The sequence below is a fragment of the Streptomyces sp. NTH33 genome (genome assembly GCF_003236365.1).
GTDB lineage: Bacteria > Actinomycetota > Actinomycetes > Streptomycetales > Streptomycetaceae > Streptomyces.
Window position 1 is genome coordinate 1 of record NZ_POTZ01000045.1, and the last position, 19224, is coordinate 19224.

The window sequence follows — 19224 nt, forward strand, 5'->3', positions numbered from 1 at the left end:
GGTCATCGATGTGACGGGGCTGGTTCCGGGCCCCGTCGACACACCGCAGGGTCCGCTGCACCAGCTGCTGGAACAGGGCCGCTGCCACGAACTGGCCGATGAGGAGGCGCTCCGCGCCGCCCCCCGAACTCCCCAAGCGATCGTGCCGACTCCGCCGTCCGCAACGAGTCCGCTCGAACACGGCGCGGCACTGAAAGACCGACACCGGCTGTGAAACAGCCTCGTGACGAGAGGTTTAGACCATGGAGTATCGCCTGCACCGAACCGGTGTGCTCACCCTGGCCGTCCTCACCTCCCTGGCTGCGCTTTCCGCTTGCGGGAAAGGCGGACCGGGGGTGAAGGCCGGCGAGGTCACCGCCACCGGTGAGACCCTGGAGAGCGCGGCCAAGGAGGAAGGCCAGGTTGCCTTCTACTGTTCCCTGACCCCCGACTCGTGCAACGCGCTGGCCAACGGGTTCGAGAAGGAGCACAAGGGGATCACCGTCAAGGTCCTCAGAGCGACCAGCCCCGACCTGTCGGCGCGGTACGCGACCGAGAAGAAGTCGGGAGCCAAGACGGCCGACGTCATCCTGCACGCCGACGTCCCGTTCATCCAGACGGCCCTCAAGGAAGGGCTCGTCACCTCCTTCAAGGACGCCGGGCTGCTGCCGGCCGACCACCCGGAGAAGTGGCTCCTCAACAGCGAGGGGATCACCGGCACGCCCTACATTGTCGACGCCCTCGGCATCGGCATCAACACCGACCTGGTGAAGCCGGAGGACTACCCGAAGTCCTGGGCCGACCTCGGCGACCCCAAGTGGAAGGGCAAGATGAACGGCCCGCACAAGGACGGCGCCGGTTACGCCACCTACTACGGCACGATCGACGACAACGTCGACGGCTTCCTGGAGAGCCTGAGCAAGCAGAAGATCTTCCCCGACCCGGGCGGCATGGTCAGCCTCACCGAGTCGCTGGCCGCCGGTCAGTACGCGATCCAGAGCGTGGCCAGCAAGGCAGCCATCGACAACGCCAAGGCCAAGGGCGCGCCGGTCACCATCGTCTTCCCGGAGCCCGGCGCCACGGGTCCGGCCTTCGCCTACACGCTCAACCCCGAACCCGGACATCCCAACGCCCAGAAGCTGTTCGCCAACTACGTCCTGTCCAAGAAGGCCGACCAGGCTCTGCACGACGTCAACAGCGCGATAGCCACGCCCCACGTGGAGACCGAGTTCACGCTGCTCCACCCCAACCTGGAGTACTACCAGCCCGCCAAGGTCGAAGAGGTCGCCAAGATCCTCAACGGCGGCAAGTGAGCAGGCACGATGAGCGAGAACTCCGTCATCGACGCCGAGCGGACCCCCGCGGCCGCAGACCCTCCACCGGTTCCGCGGCCGCCGGCCCGCACCCCGCGCCGCACGGCCTCCGTCACCCCATTCCGCCTCGTCGTCCTGCTGATGGCGGCCGCAGTGGCACTGCTGATCGGCTACCCGATGCTGCGGATCGTCCTCGGCCTGGTGTGGGTGGACGGCACACTGACCCTCTCGGCGATCTCCGAGACCCTGGCACTGCCCGAGCTGGGTGAGACCCTGCTCGACACGTTCATCGTGGTCGGCAGCTCCGTCGTCCTGGCCCTGGTGATCGGCTCGGCCTTCGCCTGGCTCAACGAGCGGACCGATGCCCGGATGGGCGTGCTCACCGACGTGCTGCCCGTCGTCAACTTCCTGATGCCCGGCATCGCGACGGCGGTGGGCTGGCTGCTGCTGATGTCCTCGAACGCCGGGTACATCAACAAGGCCATCCGCGCAGTGGCCAACGGGGTGTTCGGGGCGAACCTGACCTCGGGACCGTTCACCGCCAACTCCTGGTACACCGTCATCGGCGTCTACACCCTCACCCTCGTCCCGTTCGTCTACCTGGTGGTCTCGGCCGGACTGCGCAACCTGGACTCCCGGCTGGAGGAGCAGTCCCGGATGTGCGGGGCCGGGGTGGTGACCACCCTGGTACGGGTGACGCTGCCCGCGCTGCGCCCGAGCCTGCTCAGCGCCGCCTTCCTGGCGGTGTGGTTCGGCTTCGCGGTCTTCTCGGTTCCGGTGGTGCTCGCCGAGCCGGCGGGAATCCAGATGCTGTCGGTGCAGATCGTCCACCTGCTCACCTCCTCCTACCCGCCCCAGACCGGCGCGGCGATCGGGCTGAGCACCCTGGAACTGCTGGTGCTCGGCGCGATCTGGCTGCTCCAGCAGCGGTCGCTGCGCGGCGGCCGTGCGGCGGTGCTCGGCGGCAAGGGATCGGGCACCGAGCGCATCCCGCTGGGCCGGCTGCGCGTGGCGGCCCGGGCGATGATGCTGCTGTACCTGTTCTGTGCCGTGGTTCTCCCCGTGGGTGCGCTGACCCTGGTCACCCTCAACGGCTACTGGGGCAGCCCCTCCTGGAAGAACTTCGGTCTGGGGTCCTTCTGGTCGATCCTCACTGACCCCGCCAACCAGGAGGCGGTACTGAACAGCCTCCTGTTCTCCCTCGTCACCGCGACGGTCGCGGTCGTAATCGGCGGCGGCATCGCCTGGCTGTCGATGCGCTCCCCGGGAACCGTGGCGAAGGCCGCCGCGGTCGTGTCCAAGGTCCCGGCCGCCATCCCGCCGGTCGTCGTCGCAGTGGGAATGGTGCTGGCCTTCGCCGGAGAGCCGTTCTTCCTCGGCGGTACCTCCTTGATCCTGCTGATGGGCTTCCTGGTGGTTGCGATGCCGGAGGCGTCCATCACCTCGGAGGCCGCCGTCGGCCAGGTCGGCACGGAACTGGGGCAGGCGTCCTCGCTCTCCGGAGCCTCGCAGGGGCGCACCTTCCGATCCGTCTACCTCCCCCTGATGCTGCCGGGCCTGGCCGCGGGTTGGACGCTGATCTTCGTCCGGATCATGGCGGACGTCGAGGCATCGGCCCTCCTGGCGAGCACCGGAACACCGGTGATCGGCTTCCAGCTCCTGGCCATCTTCGAAGGAGGGGGCGGATACGCCGAACTGGCCGCGCTGGCCCTCTTCGTGTCCCTCGTCTCCATGCTGATGGTGGCGGTGGTCCTGAGCGCCACCTCGATGTGGCAGGCACGCAGAAACCGTCAACAGTCCTAGAAGGAGAGCCGCCATGGCGAATGTCGTATCCCTGGGCGCGGACGACGTCACGGCCCTCGAGGCCTCCGCGCACCACCCGGCCCCGGCCGGTCCGGAGCCGGCGCTCAGGATCCGGGGCGTCCGCAAGATGTACCGCCGCAGCGACGGGGAGATGGTGCCCGCCGTCGACGACACCACCCTGGACGTCGCCGAGGGGGAGGTGCTGGTGCTGCTCGGTGCCAGCGGTTGCGGAAAGAGCACCTTCCTGAGGTGCATCGCGGGTCTGGAGAAGCCCGACGCCGGGGTCATCGAGAGCCACGGGAAGATCCTCTCCTCCGCCGAGGACGGTGTCTTCATACCGCCCGAGCAGCGCGACGTCAGCATGATCTTCCAGTCGTACGCGCTGTGGCCGCACATGACCATCTTCAAGAACGTCGCCTACCCGCTGACCACGGGCCATCACAAGGGCCTGTCCAGGAGCCAGGTCAGGGAACGGGTCATGGGCGTGCTGGAGATGGTGGGCATCGCGCACCTGGCGGAGCAGTACCCCGCGCAGATCAGCGGCGGCCAGCAGCAGCGCGTCGCGCTGGCCCGGGCGCTGGTCAAGGACTCCGGGATCGTCCTGTTCGACGAGCCGCTGTCCAACGTCGACGCCCGGGTGCGCGACCAGCTGCGCGCAGAGATCCGGGAGATGCAGAAGCGCCTGGGCTTCACCGCGATCTACGTCACCCATGACCAGGAGGAGGCGATCGGGATGGCTGACCGCATCGCCGTCATCGACCACGGGGTCGTGGCACATGTCGCCGCTCCGCGCGAGGTCTATCTCAGGCCGGCCAACCTCAGGGTGGCGCGGTTCATCGGCAAGCTCAACGAGGTGGAGGGCACCGTCACGGGCATCGAGGAGGGGAGGATCACGGTCGCCACCGCGCTGGGCGAGATCGAGGCCTCCACCGGACAGGACGGCCTGCGGACCGGGCAGGAGGTCGCGGCGGTCTGGCGGCCTGACCGCACGGTCCTGGGCAGTGCCGGGGACGGAGTGAACTCCTGGCCGGGGAGGGTGAGGACCTCGGAGTTCTACGGCTCCTTCACCGACAGCCGGATTGTCCTGGGGGACCATGAGGTCATGCACTGGACGACGGGGGACGTGCCCCTGGAGACGGGCGGCTCCGTGCGGCTCTCGGTCGCGCCGTCCGACGTCCGGGTGCTGGCGCGGTGAGGTGAACGGCAGTGCCGGCAACCGGATCGTCGGCGTTCCGGGAGAGAGCGGCGCCTTTCTCCCGGAACGCCCGCCGAAGGAATTCCGTACACCACTGTACCGATTTTATCGGGCTGTTATTATTCAAGGTCGTAATATTCCATGATCCTCTAGGGGTATGATGCAGCACACGCCACCCCCCGCTCCTCTGTATCAGCGGGTATTCGGGGTGCTCTACCAGCGGATTCGCCAGGGTGACTACCCGGCTGGAAAAGTGTTGCCCACCGAGGACCGGCTCGTCGCCGAGTTCTCGGTGAGCAAGGCGACCATCCGCAAGGCCGTGGACGAGCTCATCGCCCGAGGGCTGGTGTTCCGCCGGCAGGGGAAAGGGACGTTCGTCTGCGCGGACGCGGAAGAGAAGATCGGCAGTGTCTTCCGGGGCTCCTTGCTCGACCTCATCTCCGGTACGCCGCGCATGCCCGTCCATGACGTGGGGGTGGAGATAGGGGCGCACTTTCCCGCCTCGGTCCGCGTGGACCTCGGCACCGAGAGGGCGACCGGCACCGTCATCTGGAACCGGAGGACCGTCGGCGGGACGGTGTTCGTCTACTCGACCCACTATCTGGCCCCGGAGATCGAGCACTTCGCCCGGGACCCGAGACTACGCACCGAAGGACTGCTGTCCCTGCTGCACGATGGCGGGGTGGCCATGGAGGGGGCCGAGCAGTCGGTGTCGGCGCAGCTGGCGGACACCGAGGTGGCCAGGCAGCTGGAGACGGAGCTGGGAGCACCGGTGCTGTTCTCCAAACGGATCCTGAAATCCGCGAACAGCCCCATCGATGTGCTGCACAGCTGGTACCGCGGTGATCTTTATGAATGGCGTTCGCGATTGGATATCAGGAGCGACGGAGGTGTGGTGCTCGTTCCTGAGAAAGGCTGACACAACGCGGCTGCGGTAACGCGCAACAAACGAAACAGCAGACCCTTCTCTATTTTCTGGAAAGGGTGTGCGGGGTAGTCACTACCTTTTCCTGGTGAATTCCAGGGAGTTTTCGGAGAATCGGCGCCGGGCGCCGGAGCCGGAGAAGCGGAGAGAAAAATGACGACGGTGGACAACCGAACCGAGTCCCGAGCGGACTTTTACGAGAGGCTGGCCGGGGCCCATGTGGTGCCCCTGTGGCGGGTCCCGGGCACGGACGCTCCGGAGCCCGAACCGGCCGAGGTCCCGCACGTGTGGTGCTGGCGGGAGCTGATCCCCCTCATGGAGGAGGCTGGCCGCACCATCGACCTGGGCAGTGAGGCGGAGCGCCGGGCGCTCAACGGCGTCAACCCCGCCCGCCGATGGGGCACCACGCACACCATGGTCGCCGGATACCAGCTGGTCCTGCCGGGGGAGGATGCCACCGCGCACCGGCACACCCCCGCCGCGATCCGGCTGATGCTCGCCGGCCGGGGTCACACCATCGTCGAGGGCGAGCCGCTGCTGATGGAGCCCGGCGACCTGGTCCTCACTCCCGGCTGGACCTGGCACGACCACCGCAACGAGGGAGACGAGCCCATGATCTGGCTCGACGGCCTCGACGTTCCCTTCGTCCGCGGTCTGAACGCCCAGTTCTACGAGGACTTCGAGGGCAAGCGGATGCAGCCGCTGCGGGTCCCCGAGGACGACAGCGTGGCACGGTACGGCGCCGGGACCGTACCGGCCGGCCCCCGGCCCGAGCGAGCCCACTCGCCCCTGATGAAGTACTCCTACGCCGCCACCCTGGAGAGCCTGGCGCGGCTGCGGGAGTCGGAGGGCGACCCGGAGCACGGGGTCACCGTCGAGCACACCAACCCGCTGACCGGCGGCCCGGTGATGCCCACCCTGGCCTGTGCCACGCAGCTGCTGCCCGCCGGGCGCCGCACCCTCCGTCGCCAGCACACCTCCAGCACGGTCTTCTGCGTCACCCGGGGTTCGGGCCACAGCGTGATCGGCGGCAGGCGCTACGACTGGGAGCAGAACGACTTCTTCGTCGTCCCCTCCTGGACCTGGTACGAGCACATCGCGGCGGCCGACAGCCCGGACGTCACCCTCTTCTCCATGAGCGACCGGCCGATGCTCGAGCCCTTCGGTCTCTACCGCGAACAGGTCGGCTGACAGATGACGAGCGCAAGAAGTGAGGTCACCATGGCCGGTAAGGGCGGCAGGCCGCACGTCCTCGTGGTCGGCGGCGGAATCGGCGGTTTCACCACCGCCCTGGCGTGCGCCAGGCGCGGCATGTCGGTGCACGTCCTGGAACGGGCGCCGGAGATCAAGGAGATCGGGGCCGGGCTGCAGCTCGGGCCGAACGCCGGGCGAGTGCTCAGCGAACTCGGCGTGCTGAACAGCGTTTTGCGCACCGCCGTGCTCCCGGAGCGGTTCGTGATCCTGGACGCCTACACCGGCCGGGAGCTGTACGAGGCACAGTTCGGGTGGGAGCTCGCCGAGCGGTTCGGGGCGCCGTACACCGTCATGCACCGCGCCGACCTGCTCGACGCGCTGCTGGAGGGCAGCCTCAGCACCGGGCTGGTGAAGGCGTCCATCGGCAAGGAGGTCGTCGGCGTCGAGCAGAACGCGCGCGGTGCCACCGTCACCTGCGCCGACGGGTCGAGCCACTCGGCCGACGTGGTGGTGGGCGCCGACGGCCTGCGGTCCGCCGTCCGCCGCCTGGTGCTCGACGACAGCGAGCCGGTCGTCTCCCGGTACGTCATCTACCGCGGCCCCGGCCCCCGGCCCGAGGGGGTGGAGGACGCGGTCACCCTGTACGCCGGCGACGGGCTGCACCTGATGCAGTACCCGATCCACGGCGGGGAACTACTCAACCGGGTGGCCTCGTTCCGAAGCGACCGCGGTGAGCCGGGCAGCGACACCTGGGGCACTCCGGAGGAGCTCTTCGAGAAGTTCGCCGACGCCTGCGACCCCGTGCAGGAGGCGCTGCGGAACCTGGACCTCGGCAAGAGGTGGGAGCAGTTCGACAGAAGGCCCATGGCCGGCTGGGCGCAGGGTCGCATCGCACTGCTGGGCGATGCCGCCCACCCCATGCGCCAGTACCTCGCACAGGGCGCCGGCCAGGCCATGGAGGACGCCGTCGCCCTCGCCGCCGCTCTTGCCGACGCTCCGGACGATCCGGTCACGGCGCTCAAGGAGTACGAGGAAGTCCGCTTCCCGAGGGCCAGCGCGGTGCAGCACAACACCCGCTTCTTCGGGGAGATGGTCCACCTGGGCGGGGTCGGCGCGGTCCTCCGCGACTTCGCGTTCCGTTCCCTGCAAAGGAACGATTACACGCTCGCCGAGTGGCTCTACGGCACCGGCGGAGCACCCGCTCCGCAGCCCCCGGCCCGGCTCGACGTCTACGCCGAGGTGTGAGAAGTGACCGTGAACCTGACAGTGGCCTGCGGGCCCTACGACCGCACAGCGGCGCTCGCCGACGGCCGAGTGCGCGTCCCCGGGGTGGATCTCACCTGGCTGCCGTTGAGCGCCGAGGAGATCTTCTTCCGGATGGCGCGACACGGCGAGTTCTCCGCCTCGGAGATGTCGCTGTCCTCGTACACGCTGACGTTGGAGCGGGACCGGCCGTTCGTGGCGATCCCGGTGTTCCCCTCTCGTACCTTCCGGCACCACGCGGTGTACGTCAACGCCGACAGCGACTACACCCACCCCGCGCAGCTGAAGGGGAAGACCGTCGGTATCCCCGAGTACCAGATGACGGCTGCGGTGTGGATGCGCGGCATCTTCGCCGAGCACTACGGCCTCCCGGTGGACTCGGTCTCCTACCGCACCGGGGGGCTGCTGGAGCCCGGCCGGATCGAGAAGCTGGCCATCTCCGTCCCCGGCGTGGACATCGCGCCGATCCCGGCGGAGAAGAACCTCTCCGACATGCTGGCGGTCGGTGAGATCGACGCGCTCTACACCGCGCGAATGCCCCGCCACTTCGCCGACGGCACACACCGGGTGCGCCGGCTGTGGGCGGACCCGGCCACAGCCGAGAAGGAGTACTTCGAGCGGACCGGGATCTTCCCGATCATGCACACCGTGGTGCTCCGGCGGGACGTCTACGAGCGCGACCGCTGGCTCGCCAGGACGCTGACCGACGCCTTCCACCAAGCCAAGGAGCTGGCCGACCGGGCACTGGACGAGACCGTCGCGCTGGCCGGGATGCTGCCGTGGGGCCATCTGGCGGCACAGTCGGCGCGCAAGGTCATGGGCGAAGACATCTGGCCCTACGGCCTGGCGCCCAACCACGCCTGTCTGACGGCCTTCCTGCGCTACCTGCACGACCAGGGACTCACCGGGCGGCTGCTGGCCCCGGAGGAGCTGTTCGCGCCGGAGACCCACGAGAGCTTCGTCGTGTAGTGGCCCGCCGCGGGTGCGCCACATGTGACCTACCAGTTTGGAGAAGCCGATGAGCAGCGGTGAGTTCGAAACGCTCCTGAGCCCCTTCACCATCGGTGGCAGAACGGTCCGCAACCGGATCATGCTCACCACCCACAACCCGAAGATGAGCGAGGAGCGCTACCTGAAGTACCTGGAGACCCGAGTCGCGGGCGGGGTCGGGATGGTCGGCATACCAGTCCTCCACGAGGCCATCTCGACCCTGGCCTACGTCACCCCCGGGCAGCTCGACGAAATCTCCGCCCGGGACCTGGACGGCACCGCCGACCCCGAGACGGACGAAGGCCGGGAGTTCTACGACGCCCTTCTGCTGCCGCCGCTGCGGGCCCGCGCCGAGATCGCGCACCGGCACGGAGCGCTGTGCTTCGGACAGGTGGCCAACCGCGGCTCCATCCGGCTGCCCGAGACCTTCCAGGCGATGGTCTCGCCCAGCGGCATACCGGACCCGCACGTCCGCTCCCAGCCGCGCGAGATGACCACCTCCGAGGTGGAGCGGGTGGTGCGGCTGTTCGCCCGGTCCGCCTCGCGCATCCAGCGGGGCGGCTTCGACGGCGTCGAGGTGCACGCCACCCATGGCTACCTGATCGAGCAGTTCCTCTCGCCGTCCACCAACCACCGCACGGACCGGTACGGCGGCTCCCTGGACAACCGGATGCGCTTCCTGACCGAGGTGCTCGAGGCGATCCGCCAGGAGTGCGGACCGGACTTCCCCATCGGGATGCGCATCAGCGGCCTGCAGGCCAACCCCGGCGGGCTGACCACGGACGACATCAGGGCCGTCGTGGCGGCCGTGGAGTCCTCCCTGGCGTACGTCAACATCACGGCCGGAACGATCGGCGCTCTGCACGACGGCGTGGTGCTCCCCTACGTCGCCTCCAGCGAATACGCGCCCGGCTTCAACGCCGACGCCGCAGCCGCCGTCCGGGAGTCGGTCTCCGTGCCGGTGATCCTGACAGGTCGGATGAACGATCCCGCTCTGATGGAGGACGTGCTCCGGCGGGGCGTTGCGGACCTGGTGGGCACCACCCGCGCCCTGATAGCCGACCCGGAGTTCGTGAAGAAGACCGCGGCCGGACAGGCGGACCGCATCCACAAGTGCATCGGGATCAACGAGTGCCACTATCCCGACCGGGTCTCCTCCTGCCCGGTGAACCCGTGGGCGGGCCGGGAGAGCGAGCTGAACGTGCCCGCCCCCACCAGGCGCAAGCGGGTCCTGGTGGTGGGCGGCGGCCCCGCCGGTCTGATGTGTGCCCGCACCGCGGCGAGCCGGGGCCACTCGGTGGTGCTGGCGGAGAAGAAGGAGGTGCTGGGCGGCAAGATCACCCTGCTCTCCCGCGACCCGCACCGCCGGGAGATGGCCTCGCTGATCGACGACCTCGCACGGGAGGTGGCGGAGGCCGGGGTGGAGGTGCGGCTCGGTTTCGAGGTGACCCCCGAGTCCGTCGCCGAGCTCGCGCCGGACGCGGTGGTCGCCGCCACCGGGGCGGTCCCCGCCGTCCCGAACGTGCCCGGCCTGGAGGAGACCCGGGTGTACACCGCCCTGGACATCCTTGAGACGGACCCGGCAGAGCTCGGCGAGAACGTGCTGGTCGTCGGGGGCCTCAACGACCACCTCGCGCCACTTGCCGCCGCCGACCTGCTGGCCAGCCGCGGCAAGCGAGTCGTGCTGCTGTCGGAGTGCATCCTGCCCGGGCAGGCCGCCGAGCCGTCGATCCTGCACCTGCTGACGAAGCGGCTGCTGGAGAAACGCGTGCGGGTCGAAGCCCTCACCCAGCTGGTCAAGGGAGGAGAGCGCCCACAGGTGCGGAACGTCTTCTCCGGGGAGACCTCCGAGCTCGGCGGCTTCGACTCGATCGTGTTCGCCACCGGTGCCGAGCCGGTCGACTTCCCCGAGACCGGCGGCGAGTTCTACCGCATCGGCGACTGCCTGGCACCGCGCCGGCTGGTGCACGCCACGCTCGATGGCGCCCGTATCGGCTCCCGCCTCTGAGGGAGCGCGCCGCAAAGCGGGCAGGGGCCCGACGGTCCCTGCCCGCCTTCCGACACCGGCCGGATCAGCCCTCCCGCGCTCCTGCCGTTCGACGGTGGTGGCGGCGCCATCCAGGGCTAGCGCTCTTTGGTCGCTAACTTCTTCACATCCGTGTCAGGTTTCAGAAGGCCGACGATGACAGCCGGGCGCGGTCGATATAGCTGTCGACGTGGCGGTCGAAAGTGCGCAGGGCCTGCCGGAGCTCGGGCGGGGCTTGGGGTTGGTCGGCGGCGGTGAGAGGAGTGAGGAGCCGGTTGTAGATCTTGGTGTAGAAGACCGCGATGCGGATGCCGTCGCTGGTGAGCTGGTAGCGGTTGCTGTGCGGAAGCCGGCAGATGAGCCCGGCCAGCCGTAGTCGACGCAGGTCGTAGGTCATCTGGCCGGGGCGGTAGTCGCCGCCGAGCAGCCCGGCGATCAAGACACGCAGGTTCTTGTTGGTGAAGCCGGTCGCGACGAGCAGCGTTTGGCACAGGGCGCCGGTCAGGGCCATGACCCGAGGATCACTGAACCGCAGGGCCGGCATCCTGCGCCCCTCCGCGTCCACGGCGGGGCGCGCGATCCGCTCGAAGGCTGGACTCGCGAGGACACAGCCCTGACCGACACGTTCAGCATCCAAGATCCTGCGGTTGGCCGCACGGGCCTTGGCCTGCAGCTCCTCCAGTTTCGGCAGCTGGGCGTTGCAGCCCAGGTTTCGAGGGGCGTTGGCGACGGTCTCGATCCGCATGGCCCGGCCGTCCATCGCGGCAGGTTACGGAGCCGCCTGGTCTCTTCTGGGACAACTGGCATTGGCAGAGCTGGCTGCTTGAAAACAGCTCGTCCACCGCAGTCACTCAACGTGCCTACGGCTGGGTTGGCTTTCGTCGCACCGCTGCCCGTGAGGTCGGTACCCCCTGGGGAGAATCTGGGGAGTATCTGCCCTGCTGGGGAGCGCGTGGGGAGGATCGGCTGTGTAACGCGGCACGAATCTGAAAGACGCTGAAAGACTCATCTGCGCAGGTCAGCTACAGATGTAGCCGCATCGTCGCAGGTCCAGTCCACTAGCTGGACAACTTCAGGACGAACGTCACCGGCTCACCTTGGCGACGGCGGCGGCCCCGGTCTCCGCACCGGCCGAGAGTGCCGCATCAACTTCATCCCTCGGCTCCTCGTCACCCCAGCATCGGCGCCCGTATGAGTGGCCGCACTCCGGCCCGACCAACCCACGACCAAGATCCGGACCATACACGGACCGGCGGCTCTAGCGCTGGACTTACAACTCATCATTCATGCTGGTCAAAGCCGCGCGGGCAGGTGCACCACCAGCAGACGAAGAACCTGCTGACTCCACGAGTCGCCGACGGTAGTCACTCACCGTGCCCGCTGCAGCGAGCCGGACGAACAGACATCCCAGGTCGCCCACCTGCGACACGGGATATCCCTGGGGGGAATCTGGGGAGTATGGGCGGCGCCGGGGAGCACGTGGGGAGAATCGACTGCGTAACGCAGCACAATCCTGAAAGACACTGAAAGACTCATCTGCCCAGCTCAGAGACGGTATTGGGCACATCACCGCAAGTCAGCGTCACCAGGTAGACAACTTGTAGGTGAAGTTCACCGAAGCTCACGCCCTACCTCACGGGCGCCGTGGACCTGGACTGCGGCCCACGCTTGCCCGGCAGGGTCGTCTGCGACTGCGGCGAGGCCCGGTTGCCCGGCGCGCGGGTCCACAGGGGTCAGCCTGGCAACCACGAGTGACACCCGCGTTCACGGGTTCGCGCACGCCTGCGTCGTTGGCTCGTTCGAGTAAGTCGGCGTGCTCAACGGCCGGGTACGTCCTCGGCGTTCACGGCGAGCGCGCGTAGGAGGGGCTCGACGCTTTCCGCGGTGGCGAGCCCGGCGACCTCGGAGACGATGCGGTCGGCGGCGTCCGCGCTCATCACGGGGTCGACGAGCGAGTGGAACTTGGCGACCAGGGCCTCCCAGCGCCGGTCCAGCTGGCTCGCGGGAGTTGGTCGGTTGACGTCGACCTCTGCGACGCGCTCGGTCCCGTCCGTGCAGGTGACCCTCACGATGGAGGACCGGCTGTCGCTGTCGGTTCGGGCACTCACCCGGACGCGGTCGCGCAGCGCCACAACGCGCGGGTCCGCGAGCGAGGCGGGGGTGAACGCCTGCTCGCTCAGGTCGCCTGTCACGAGGGCCATGGCTGTGGTGAACCGCAGGCTGAACTTGCCCTCGAGCGGGGTCGAGGGTTCCGCGATGTCGCACACCCGTAGGTGCCCGGCCGGTACCAGCACCTCGACGGATTCGATTCGCTCCGGCGTCACGCCGGCGTCGCGCATGGACAGCCCGCCCTCGATTGCCGAGTGCGTGAGATAGCACGCGGCGTGATACTTGAACAGGACATCGGTGATGGCGAGGCCGGTCCAGTCCCAGGCCGGCGCGGTGCCGCCGGCGTCGGACTGGGTGTCGCGGAAGCCCTGAGCCGTCCCTAGGACGTCGGGGTGTGCCGTCACCCCCCGGGCGGCCAGGGTCGCGGCGCGCAGACCGTTCTCCGCCGCCATCCCGACCTGCAGCGGTTTGGACATCGTGCCGAACATCGACTTGAGGCCGGCAGCGCGCGATCCGGCGATCCCAAAGGCGTGCGCCCACGCGCGCTGGTCCAGCCCGAGGACGTGCGCGCCGGCTGCCGCCGCTCCGAAGGTGCCGACGGTCGCTGTCGCGTGGAAACCGCGGGCGTAGTGCGAGGGCGACATCAGCCGGCCGACCATCGCCTCGGTCTCGAACCCGGCCACGAATGCGGCGATGAGTTCCTCGCCGCTGGTGCCGGCGCCATCGGCGACCGCCAGGAGGGCGGGCAGGAGGGGCGCCGAGGGGTGGCCCTCCATGAGGGCGCTGACGTCGTCGAAGTCCAGGGCGTGCGCGGCGGTGCCATTGACCAGGGCTGCCTGCGGCCGGGACACCCGCTCGCCGGTGCCCCACAGGGTCGCGCGCGGCGCGCCGCCTTCGTCGAGCGCCTCGCCCCGCACGTGTCTGGTCACGGGCTCGTGAACACCGCCGATCGCGACCCCAAGGGTGTCGAGGATGCAGTGCAGGGCGCTCGTGACCACGTCGTCGCGGCGGTGGTCGATGTTCCGGACGCGCGCGATGACCTGGCTCGTGATCGTCTGCTCGGGCGACCCGTTCGCACCGTCACGAGCCCTGTCCGACCCGTTCATCGCGAGTACTTCCTCAGCGTTCATCGCGAGTACCTCCTCGGCATCACTGTCCTGCCTGTCTGCCTCGAGCCCGTGTCCGCAGGGACACGGAGATCACGAGCCGCGACGCCGCACGAGGGTCGACCGTTCGCCCTCGAAGACGACGACGCCGTCCTGCCTGCGTCCCCAGTGCCGGAACACCACCGTGCCCGCCTCGCTGTCGTCGCTGCCGGGCGCGACCGAGACGACCTCGGTGAAGGCCTCGATGGTGTCTCCGTGGTGCACCGGTGCGCGGAACCGCAGCCGCGACCACCCGAGTTCGGCCACGGCGTGCTCGGCGGTGTCCTGCGAGACCAGGCCGTAGACCAGGGAGGCCGTGGCGAGGCCGAACACGACGCGCCCGTCGCCCAGGGGCGACCCCTTGAGGTAATGGTCGTTGAAGTGGGCCTGCGCGGTGTTCATCACCTGCTTGGCCGGTCCGCTGCCTTCGACCTCGCCGACCGTCGCCGCGCGCGAGTGGCGCATCTGCTGGCCCGGGTGGAAGTCCTCGAACCAGCCCCAAGGGCCGAGCACCGAGTCGTGGTTGTGGGTGTGGTCGTGGTTGTGGTCAACCGTCACTGTCGTCTCCGTCCGTCGCGGGCGAATCCGTCGGGTCGGGGGACAGCGTCGATGCGGACCACTCGTCGAGGATGGCGGACGCGTCGTCCTCGCCGAGCTTGGGACCTCGTCCCCTCACGCCGGATGGCGTGGAGCTGAACTTGATCGGGGTGCCGGCGATCGTCACCGGCGTGTCGGAACCGGGCTGTTCCACCTCCACGAGCATCTCGCGGAGGCGGACGTGCTCGTCGTTGAAGATGTCGGCCGCGTCGTTGACCGGTCCGATCGGCACCCGACCGCCGAGGGCAGCCACGACGGCGGCTGTTGGCTGGCCGGCAAGCCACTCTCCGAGGAGTTGGCGTACCTCGGCGATGTTGGCCAGGCGCGCCGCGTTGTCGACGAAGCGAGGGTCGTCGACGAGGTCGGGTCGTTCCATGGCCTCGGCGAGGATCTTCCAGTGGTTGTTGCTGGGCGCCGCGACGGCGATCCATCCGTCCAGGGTCTGCATGATGTCGAACGGAGCCAGCAGGGGGTGTCCGTTGCCCATGGGACGGGGAACGATGCCGAGGTACGAGTGCTGGTAGACGATGCGCTCGCACAGGGCCAGCACGGCGTCGTACATCGCGACGTCCACGAACTGGCCCTCGCCGGTTCGTTCCGCGTGCCGCACGGCGGCCGCCACGCCCAGTGCGAGCAGGGTGCCGGGGAAGATGTCCCCGATTCCCGGACCCGACTTCAGCGGGGGACCCCCCAGGGGGCCGGTGATGCCGGCGAAGCCCCCCATGGCCTGGGCGACGATGTCGAAGGCGGGCCAGGCTTCGTAGGGGCTCTTTCCCGACCGGGCGTCCCCGAAGCCGCGGAGGGCCGCGTAGACGAGACGGGGGTTCACCCCGGCAAGGGCCTCGTAGCTCAGGCCCAGACGCTCCATGACGCCTGCGGAAAAGTTCTCGACGACCACGTCGGCGACACGGACCAGTTGGAGGAATTCGGCCGCCCCCGCCTCGCTCTTCAGGTCCAGCACGATGCTGCGCTTGCCCCGGTTGACCGACTGGAAGTACCCGCCCAGCGCCTGTTCGGGGTCGTCGCCCACGCGGTGCGGGCCGAGCCCGCGAGTCCGGTCGCCCGAGGGGGGCTCGACCTTCACTACGTCGGCGCCGAGATCGGCCAGGAGCATGGTCGTGAAGGGGCCGGCGAGCATCGCGGTGAGATCGAGCACCTTGATCCCGCTCAGAGGCCCGGAGGCGGCAGCGACCGTCATGCCACACCGCATTGGCGGGCGCGGACCAGGACCGCGTCGAAGATGCGCGCGGTGGCGGCATCGATCATCATGCCCTGGAACGAGGCGGCGCCGAGACCGGCCTCCTCGGCCTCCCGGACGGCGCGGACAGCCGCGGTGGCGCGCTCGATCTCCGTCGGCGTCGGCGCGAAGACCTCGTTCGCGATCGCGATCTGGCTGGGGTGGATGGCCCACTTGCCTACGGCACCCAGCGTCGCCGCCCAGGATGCCTCGCGCTCGTAGCCCTCCGGGTTGGATATCGCGCCGTACGGCCCGTCGACGGCGTCGAGACCGTTGGCCCGCGCTGCCCCGATCATGCGGTTGCGTGCGTAGTGCCAGACATCGCCCGGGTAGCCGTACTTGCCCTCAGCAGCAGCGCCGATGTGGCCCAGGCGGATCCCCTGGCTCGCCGACAGGTCACCGACGCCGAGGATCAGCGCCTCCAGACGTGGCGAGCAGGACGCGATCTCCTCGACACGGGCCAGGGCCTGGGTCTCCTCGATCAGCACTTCGAGGCCGATCCGGCCGACCTCCAGCCCGAGCCGCGTCTCGAGCTGGGTCAGGAGGTCGTCGACGAACCACACGTCGCGAGGAGCCAGCACCTTGGGAATGATCACGACGTCCAGATTCTGGCCGGCCTCGGTAACGATGTCGATCAGGTCGCCGTGGCACCACTCGGTGCTGACGGGGTTGATCCGGCAGGCACGCGTCTTCTTTCCCCAGTCGAGGCCGTTGAGGCCGTCGATGATGTTGCGCCGCGCGGCGACCTTCTCAGAGGCCACGACGGAGTCCTCCAGGTCGAGAAAGACCAGGTCCGCCTCGCTGGCTGCCGCCTTGGCGATCATCTTCGGGCTGTGCCCGGGGGTGGAGAGCTCGCTTCGCCGAAGCCTGCTGTTAGGCATGATCTTTCCTTGCGCTGGAAGTTGACGGACCGTCGCCGCGTGCGGCGACCAAGTTCGTTCGGACGAGTTCAATGACCGGTTCGCCGTGCTGGTTGCACGCCGTGGTGTGCCAGGTGACGATGCCGACGCCGGGCTTGCTCGCGGAGGGCCGCATCTCAACGACGCGAGAGCTGGCCGTGATGGTGTCTCCCGGGTACACCGGGCGCAGGAACACGCAGTCGTCGATCCCGAGGAAGGGACCGCCGCTCTCGCTGAGGTCCTCGACGGACAGCCCGACGGTGGTGCACAGGACCAGCATCGGGTTGATGACCATGTCTGGGTGGCCCTGTGAGCGGGCGTACTCGACGTTGAGGTGCAACGGCAGCCAGGCACAGGTCGCGGTGGAGAAGGCCACGTTGTCGGCTCGCGTCAGCGTCCGGCCCCAGTGGTGCGTCATCGTCTGGTCCACCGCGAAGTCCTCGTACTTGTTGCCCTTGGCGATGAGCGGGAACGAGTCGAGGTCAGGCGCGCCCTTGTCGGTTACGCCCTGTGCTTCTCGCAGATCGGCGCGTGCTCGCCGGGCGCGGCGCGGCTCTTGGACGGCATCCGGCCGGGGTCGAGGTTCCATGGACAACATCATGACGGCAAATTGAAGTTTGTCAACGAACAAGTTTTCTCACCGCTCCTCGAGGAGCAGCCGGCGCGGGGTCTCGAGGTGGCGGATCTGGCCCCATTACGAGACCTGTGAGGGCTTGACAGGGAAAACTAGTTGGCTGTTCAGTCAGCTTTGGGATGGATGCGCTCCGGCACGGCGACGGCGCCACCCCCATGACATCAGCGGGACCAGGACGGCGCAGTCCTGGGAGAGGAGCTCGGCGCGTGAAATTGAATGCCTGTGTCGTGGGTTTGGGCACGAGCGACGTCATCGGCAAGGATCCGGGCCGAAGCCCTCTGCGGTTGCAGTTCGAGTCGTTTCGTGCGGCGCTGCGAGACGCCAACTTGGAGAAGGCGGACGTCAACGGCATCGTGACCGCGTGGGGCGCTCCAAGGGGAGTCGACTACGACGAGTTCGTGGTGGCGGCCGGCCTCAACCTCACGTGGGTCAGCCAGTTGTGGACCCACGGCCGGTGGACGGCCACGGCGGTCCAGCAGGCGGCCATGGCTGTGACGACCGGCGTGGCCGATGTGGTCGCCGTCATCAACAGTCACGTGGCCGGCCAGGGCTACGCCCGCAAGCTGGCCCCGATGAACACGCCGCTCGGCGGGTCGATGGACGAGGCGTTCCGCGACGGCGGCGGACCGTACGGGAACTGGACGCTCCATGGCACGCCCGGCGCCGGCGCCGGCGCGGCACTGGCCGCGCAGCAGTACATGGACCGCTACGGTGCGACGGCCGCCGACCTGGCCACGATCCCGGTGACGCTGCGCGAGTTCGCCCGCAACAACCCGATGGCTGTGCTGCGCGACCAGGAGCTCAGCGTCGAGCAGTATCTGAGCGAGCCCGAGCTGATGGGGCCCCTGCGCCAGTCCGACATCTGCGAGATGGTCGACGCTTCGACCTGCCTGCTCGTGACGACGGCTGAGCGTGCTGCCGACCTGGGCCGCCCGGTCGTGCGCATCGCGGGGATGCAGGGCATCCAGTCCGGGCGCGACAACTACGTGTTCTTCTCCCGCCCGGGTCTCGGCGCCGGAGTGGGAGCGAGCTACGAGTACGTGGCCCCGAAGACCTTCCCAGTGCTCGAGATGGCGGGCATCGCCCGCGACGACCTGGACGGGTTCTACACCTACGACCCCTTCTCGCCCCAGATCTGGATGGCGCTCGAACGCTGGGGGTTCTGTGCCGCCGGCGAAGCGGCCGCCTACTGTCGCGAGAAGGGCATCGGCCTGGACTCGCCGCTGCCGATGAACACCTCCGGCGGGAGTCTCGCCGAAGGCCACCTTTACGGCTACGGGCACATGCTCGAGATGGTCCGACAGCTGCGGGGCGAGGCGGGCCCGCGCCAGATCGAGGGCGCACGGTCGCTGCAATGGGGCACCCCGTGGGGTGACTCGCTGGTGTTCACGAACGAGCAGGTGGGCTGAGATGGCACGACATCGTGGAGGTGGCGACGTGGTCGCGTTGGAGCGGATCGATGCGGCGCCGGGCCCGGCACCGCACGTGCACCCGGACGTCGCCGGTTTCTGGGAGTCGCTGCGCGAGGGTCACCTCTCGCTGCAGCGGTGCGGTGGCTGCGGGACCATCCGGTTCCCCCTCTCGACGCACTGCCACGAGTGCTTGAGCGACGAGTACGCGTGGGAGGCAATCGATCCGCACGGCACGGTCAACGTGGCGATCCGGGCCCCTGAGACGGTCTCAACGCTGCCCGCCAGCGGGGTCAGCCTCCCCGAGCCGTGGCGCAGCATGACGCCGTACCTGACGGGCGCGGTCGACATGGAGGTCGGCGTGCGGCTGCCCGGCCGGATCATCTGCGACTGTGGCCGGGCCCTGACGCCGGGTACGCCGGTGCGGGCGGTGCTGCTCGACGCGGCCGACGGGGCGACCGTCTACGGATTTGTCCACGACTGTGAGTGACGATCACAAGGAGTAC

Annotated in this window: 17 protein-coding genes and 1 pseudogene; 12 read left to right on the forward strand and 6 right to left on the reverse strand. The window is 68.9% G+C overall.

The genetic code is table 11. The features are described from left to right. The 9 genes from C1I97_RS40620 to C1I97_RS07085 all read left to right on the forward strand — a co-directional run. On the forward strand, positions 1 to 214 hold a 214-nt coding region (locus C1I97_RS40620), incomplete at its 5' end, for a hypothetical protein (RefSeq protein WP_220040801.1). A 28-nt stretch (positions 215 to 242) separates the two neighbouring features. Further along, positions 243 to 1292, forward strand: a complete 1050-nt coding sequence (locus C1I97_RS07050) for an ABC transporter substrate-binding protein (protein ID WP_111002364.1) — start codon at positions 243 to 245, stop codon at positions 1290 to 1292. Positions 1293 to 1301: 9 nt separating this feature from the next. Beyond that, on the forward strand, positions 1302 to 3095 hold the full coding sequence (locus tag C1I97_RS07055) for an ABC transporter permease (protein WP_111002365.1): 1794 nt from the start codon (positions 1302 to 1304) through the stop codon (positions 3093 to 3095). 13 nt (positions 3096 to 3108) lie between these two features. Beyond that, positions 3109 to 4290: an ABC transporter ATP-binding protein gene (locus C1I97_RS07060; RefSeq protein WP_111002366.1), complete on the forward strand. Its 1182-nt coding sequence runs from the start codon at positions 3109 to 3111 to the stop codon at positions 4288 to 4290. A gap of 160 nt (positions 4291 to 4450) precedes the next feature. Further along, a complete protein-coding gene (locus C1I97_RS07065; protein WP_258382457.1) occupies positions 4451 to 5209 on the forward strand; it encodes a GntR family transcriptional regulator in 759 nt (252 codons plus the stop codon). Between the two features lie 168 nt (positions 5210 to 5377). Next, on the forward strand, positions 5378 to 6406 hold the full coding sequence (locus C1I97_RS07070) for a cupin domain-containing protein (RefSeq protein ID WP_181446612.1): 1029 nt from the start codon (positions 5378 to 5380) through the stop codon (positions 6404 to 6406). A gap of 3 nt (positions 6407 to 6409) precedes the next feature. Beyond that, complete coding sequence (locus C1I97_RS07075) at positions 6410 to 7654, forward strand: FAD-dependent monooxygenase (RefSeq protein ID WP_111002369.1); 1245 nt, start codon at positions 6410 to 6412, stop codon at positions 7652 to 7654. Positions 7655 to 7663: 9 nt separating this feature from the next. Further along, entirely contained in the window at positions 7664 to 8641 is a 978-nt protein-coding gene (locus C1I97_RS07080) for an ABC transporter substrate-binding protein (RefSeq protein ID WP_258382456.1), read from the forward strand. 49 nt (positions 8642 to 8690) lie between these two features. Beyond that, positions 8691 to 10670, forward strand: coding sequence for an oxidoreductase (locus tag C1I97_RS07085; protein WP_111002371.1), 1980 nt, complete (start codon positions 8691 to 8693; stop codon positions 10668 to 10670). A 160-nt stretch (positions 10671 to 10830) separates the two neighbouring features. Here the strand turns inward: C1I97_RS07085 and C1I97_RS07090 are convergent, their stop codons facing one another. Next, complete coding sequence (locus C1I97_RS07090) at positions 10831 to 11448, reverse strand: hypothetical protein (RefSeq protein WP_220040802.1); 618 nt, start codon at positions 11446 to 11448, stop codon at positions 10831 to 10833. 869 nt (positions 11449 to 12317) lie between these two features. Here C1I97_RS07090 and C1I97_RS42645 point away from each other — a divergent pair. After that, a pseudogene (locus C1I97_RS42645) lies at positions 12318 to 12443 on the forward strand (hypothetical protein); the annotation flags it as partial. A gap of 62 nt (positions 12444 to 12505) precedes the next feature. Here C1I97_RS42645 and C1I97_RS07100 read toward each other — a convergent pair. From C1I97_RS07100 to C1I97_RS07120, 5 genes are all read right to left on the reverse strand, one after another. Further along, positions 12506 to 13927: an MmgE/PrpD family protein gene (locus tag C1I97_RS07100; protein ID WP_111002373.1), complete on the reverse strand. Its 1422-nt coding sequence runs from the start codon at positions 13925 to 13927 to the stop codon at positions 12506 to 12508. A 69-nt stretch (positions 13928 to 13996) separates the two neighbouring features. Then, positions 13997 to 14500 (reverse strand): MaoC family dehydratase, encoded by a 504-nt coding sequence (locus tag C1I97_RS07105; protein ID WP_220040803.1) that lies wholly within the window; start codon positions 14498 to 14500, stop codon positions 13997 to 13999. Next, a complete protein-coding gene (locus C1I97_RS07110) occupies positions 14490 to 15737 on the reverse strand; it encodes a CaiB/BaiF CoA transferase family protein (protein ID WP_111002374.1) in 1248 nt (415 codons plus the stop codon). Before C1I97_RS07110 ends, C1I97_RS07105 begins: the two co-directional genes overlap by 11 nt. Next, positions 15734 to 16657: an HpcH/HpaI aldolase/citrate lyase family protein gene (locus C1I97_RS07115; protein WP_111002375.1), complete on the reverse strand. Its 924-nt coding sequence runs from the start codon at positions 16655 to 16657 to the stop codon at positions 15734 to 15736. The genes C1I97_RS07110 and C1I97_RS07115 overlap by 4 nt, the downstream gene beginning before the upstream one ends. Continuing rightward, complete coding sequence (locus C1I97_RS07120; protein WP_220040805.1) at positions 16650 to 17306, reverse strand: MaoC family dehydratase; 657 nt, start codon at positions 17304 to 17306, stop codon at positions 16650 to 16652. The genes C1I97_RS07115 and C1I97_RS07120 overlap by 8 nt, the downstream gene beginning before the upstream one ends. Before the next feature lie 209 nt (positions 17307 to 17515). Between C1I97_RS07120 and C1I97_RS07125 the strand changes: the two genes are divergently transcribed. Both C1I97_RS07125 and C1I97_RS07130 read left to right on the forward strand, forming a co-directional pair. Then, positions 17516 to 18718 (forward strand): thiolase C-terminal domain-containing protein, encoded by a 1203-nt coding sequence (locus C1I97_RS07125; protein ID WP_146608173.1) that lies wholly within the window; start codon positions 17516 to 17518, stop codon positions 18716 to 18718. 1 nt (position 18719) lies between these two features. Then, complete coding sequence (locus C1I97_RS07130) at positions 18720 to 19208, forward strand: Zn-ribbon domain-containing OB-fold protein (protein ID WP_111002378.1); 489 nt, start codon at positions 18720 to 18722, stop codon at positions 19206 to 19208. Positions 19209 to 19224: the final 16 nt, after the last annotated feature.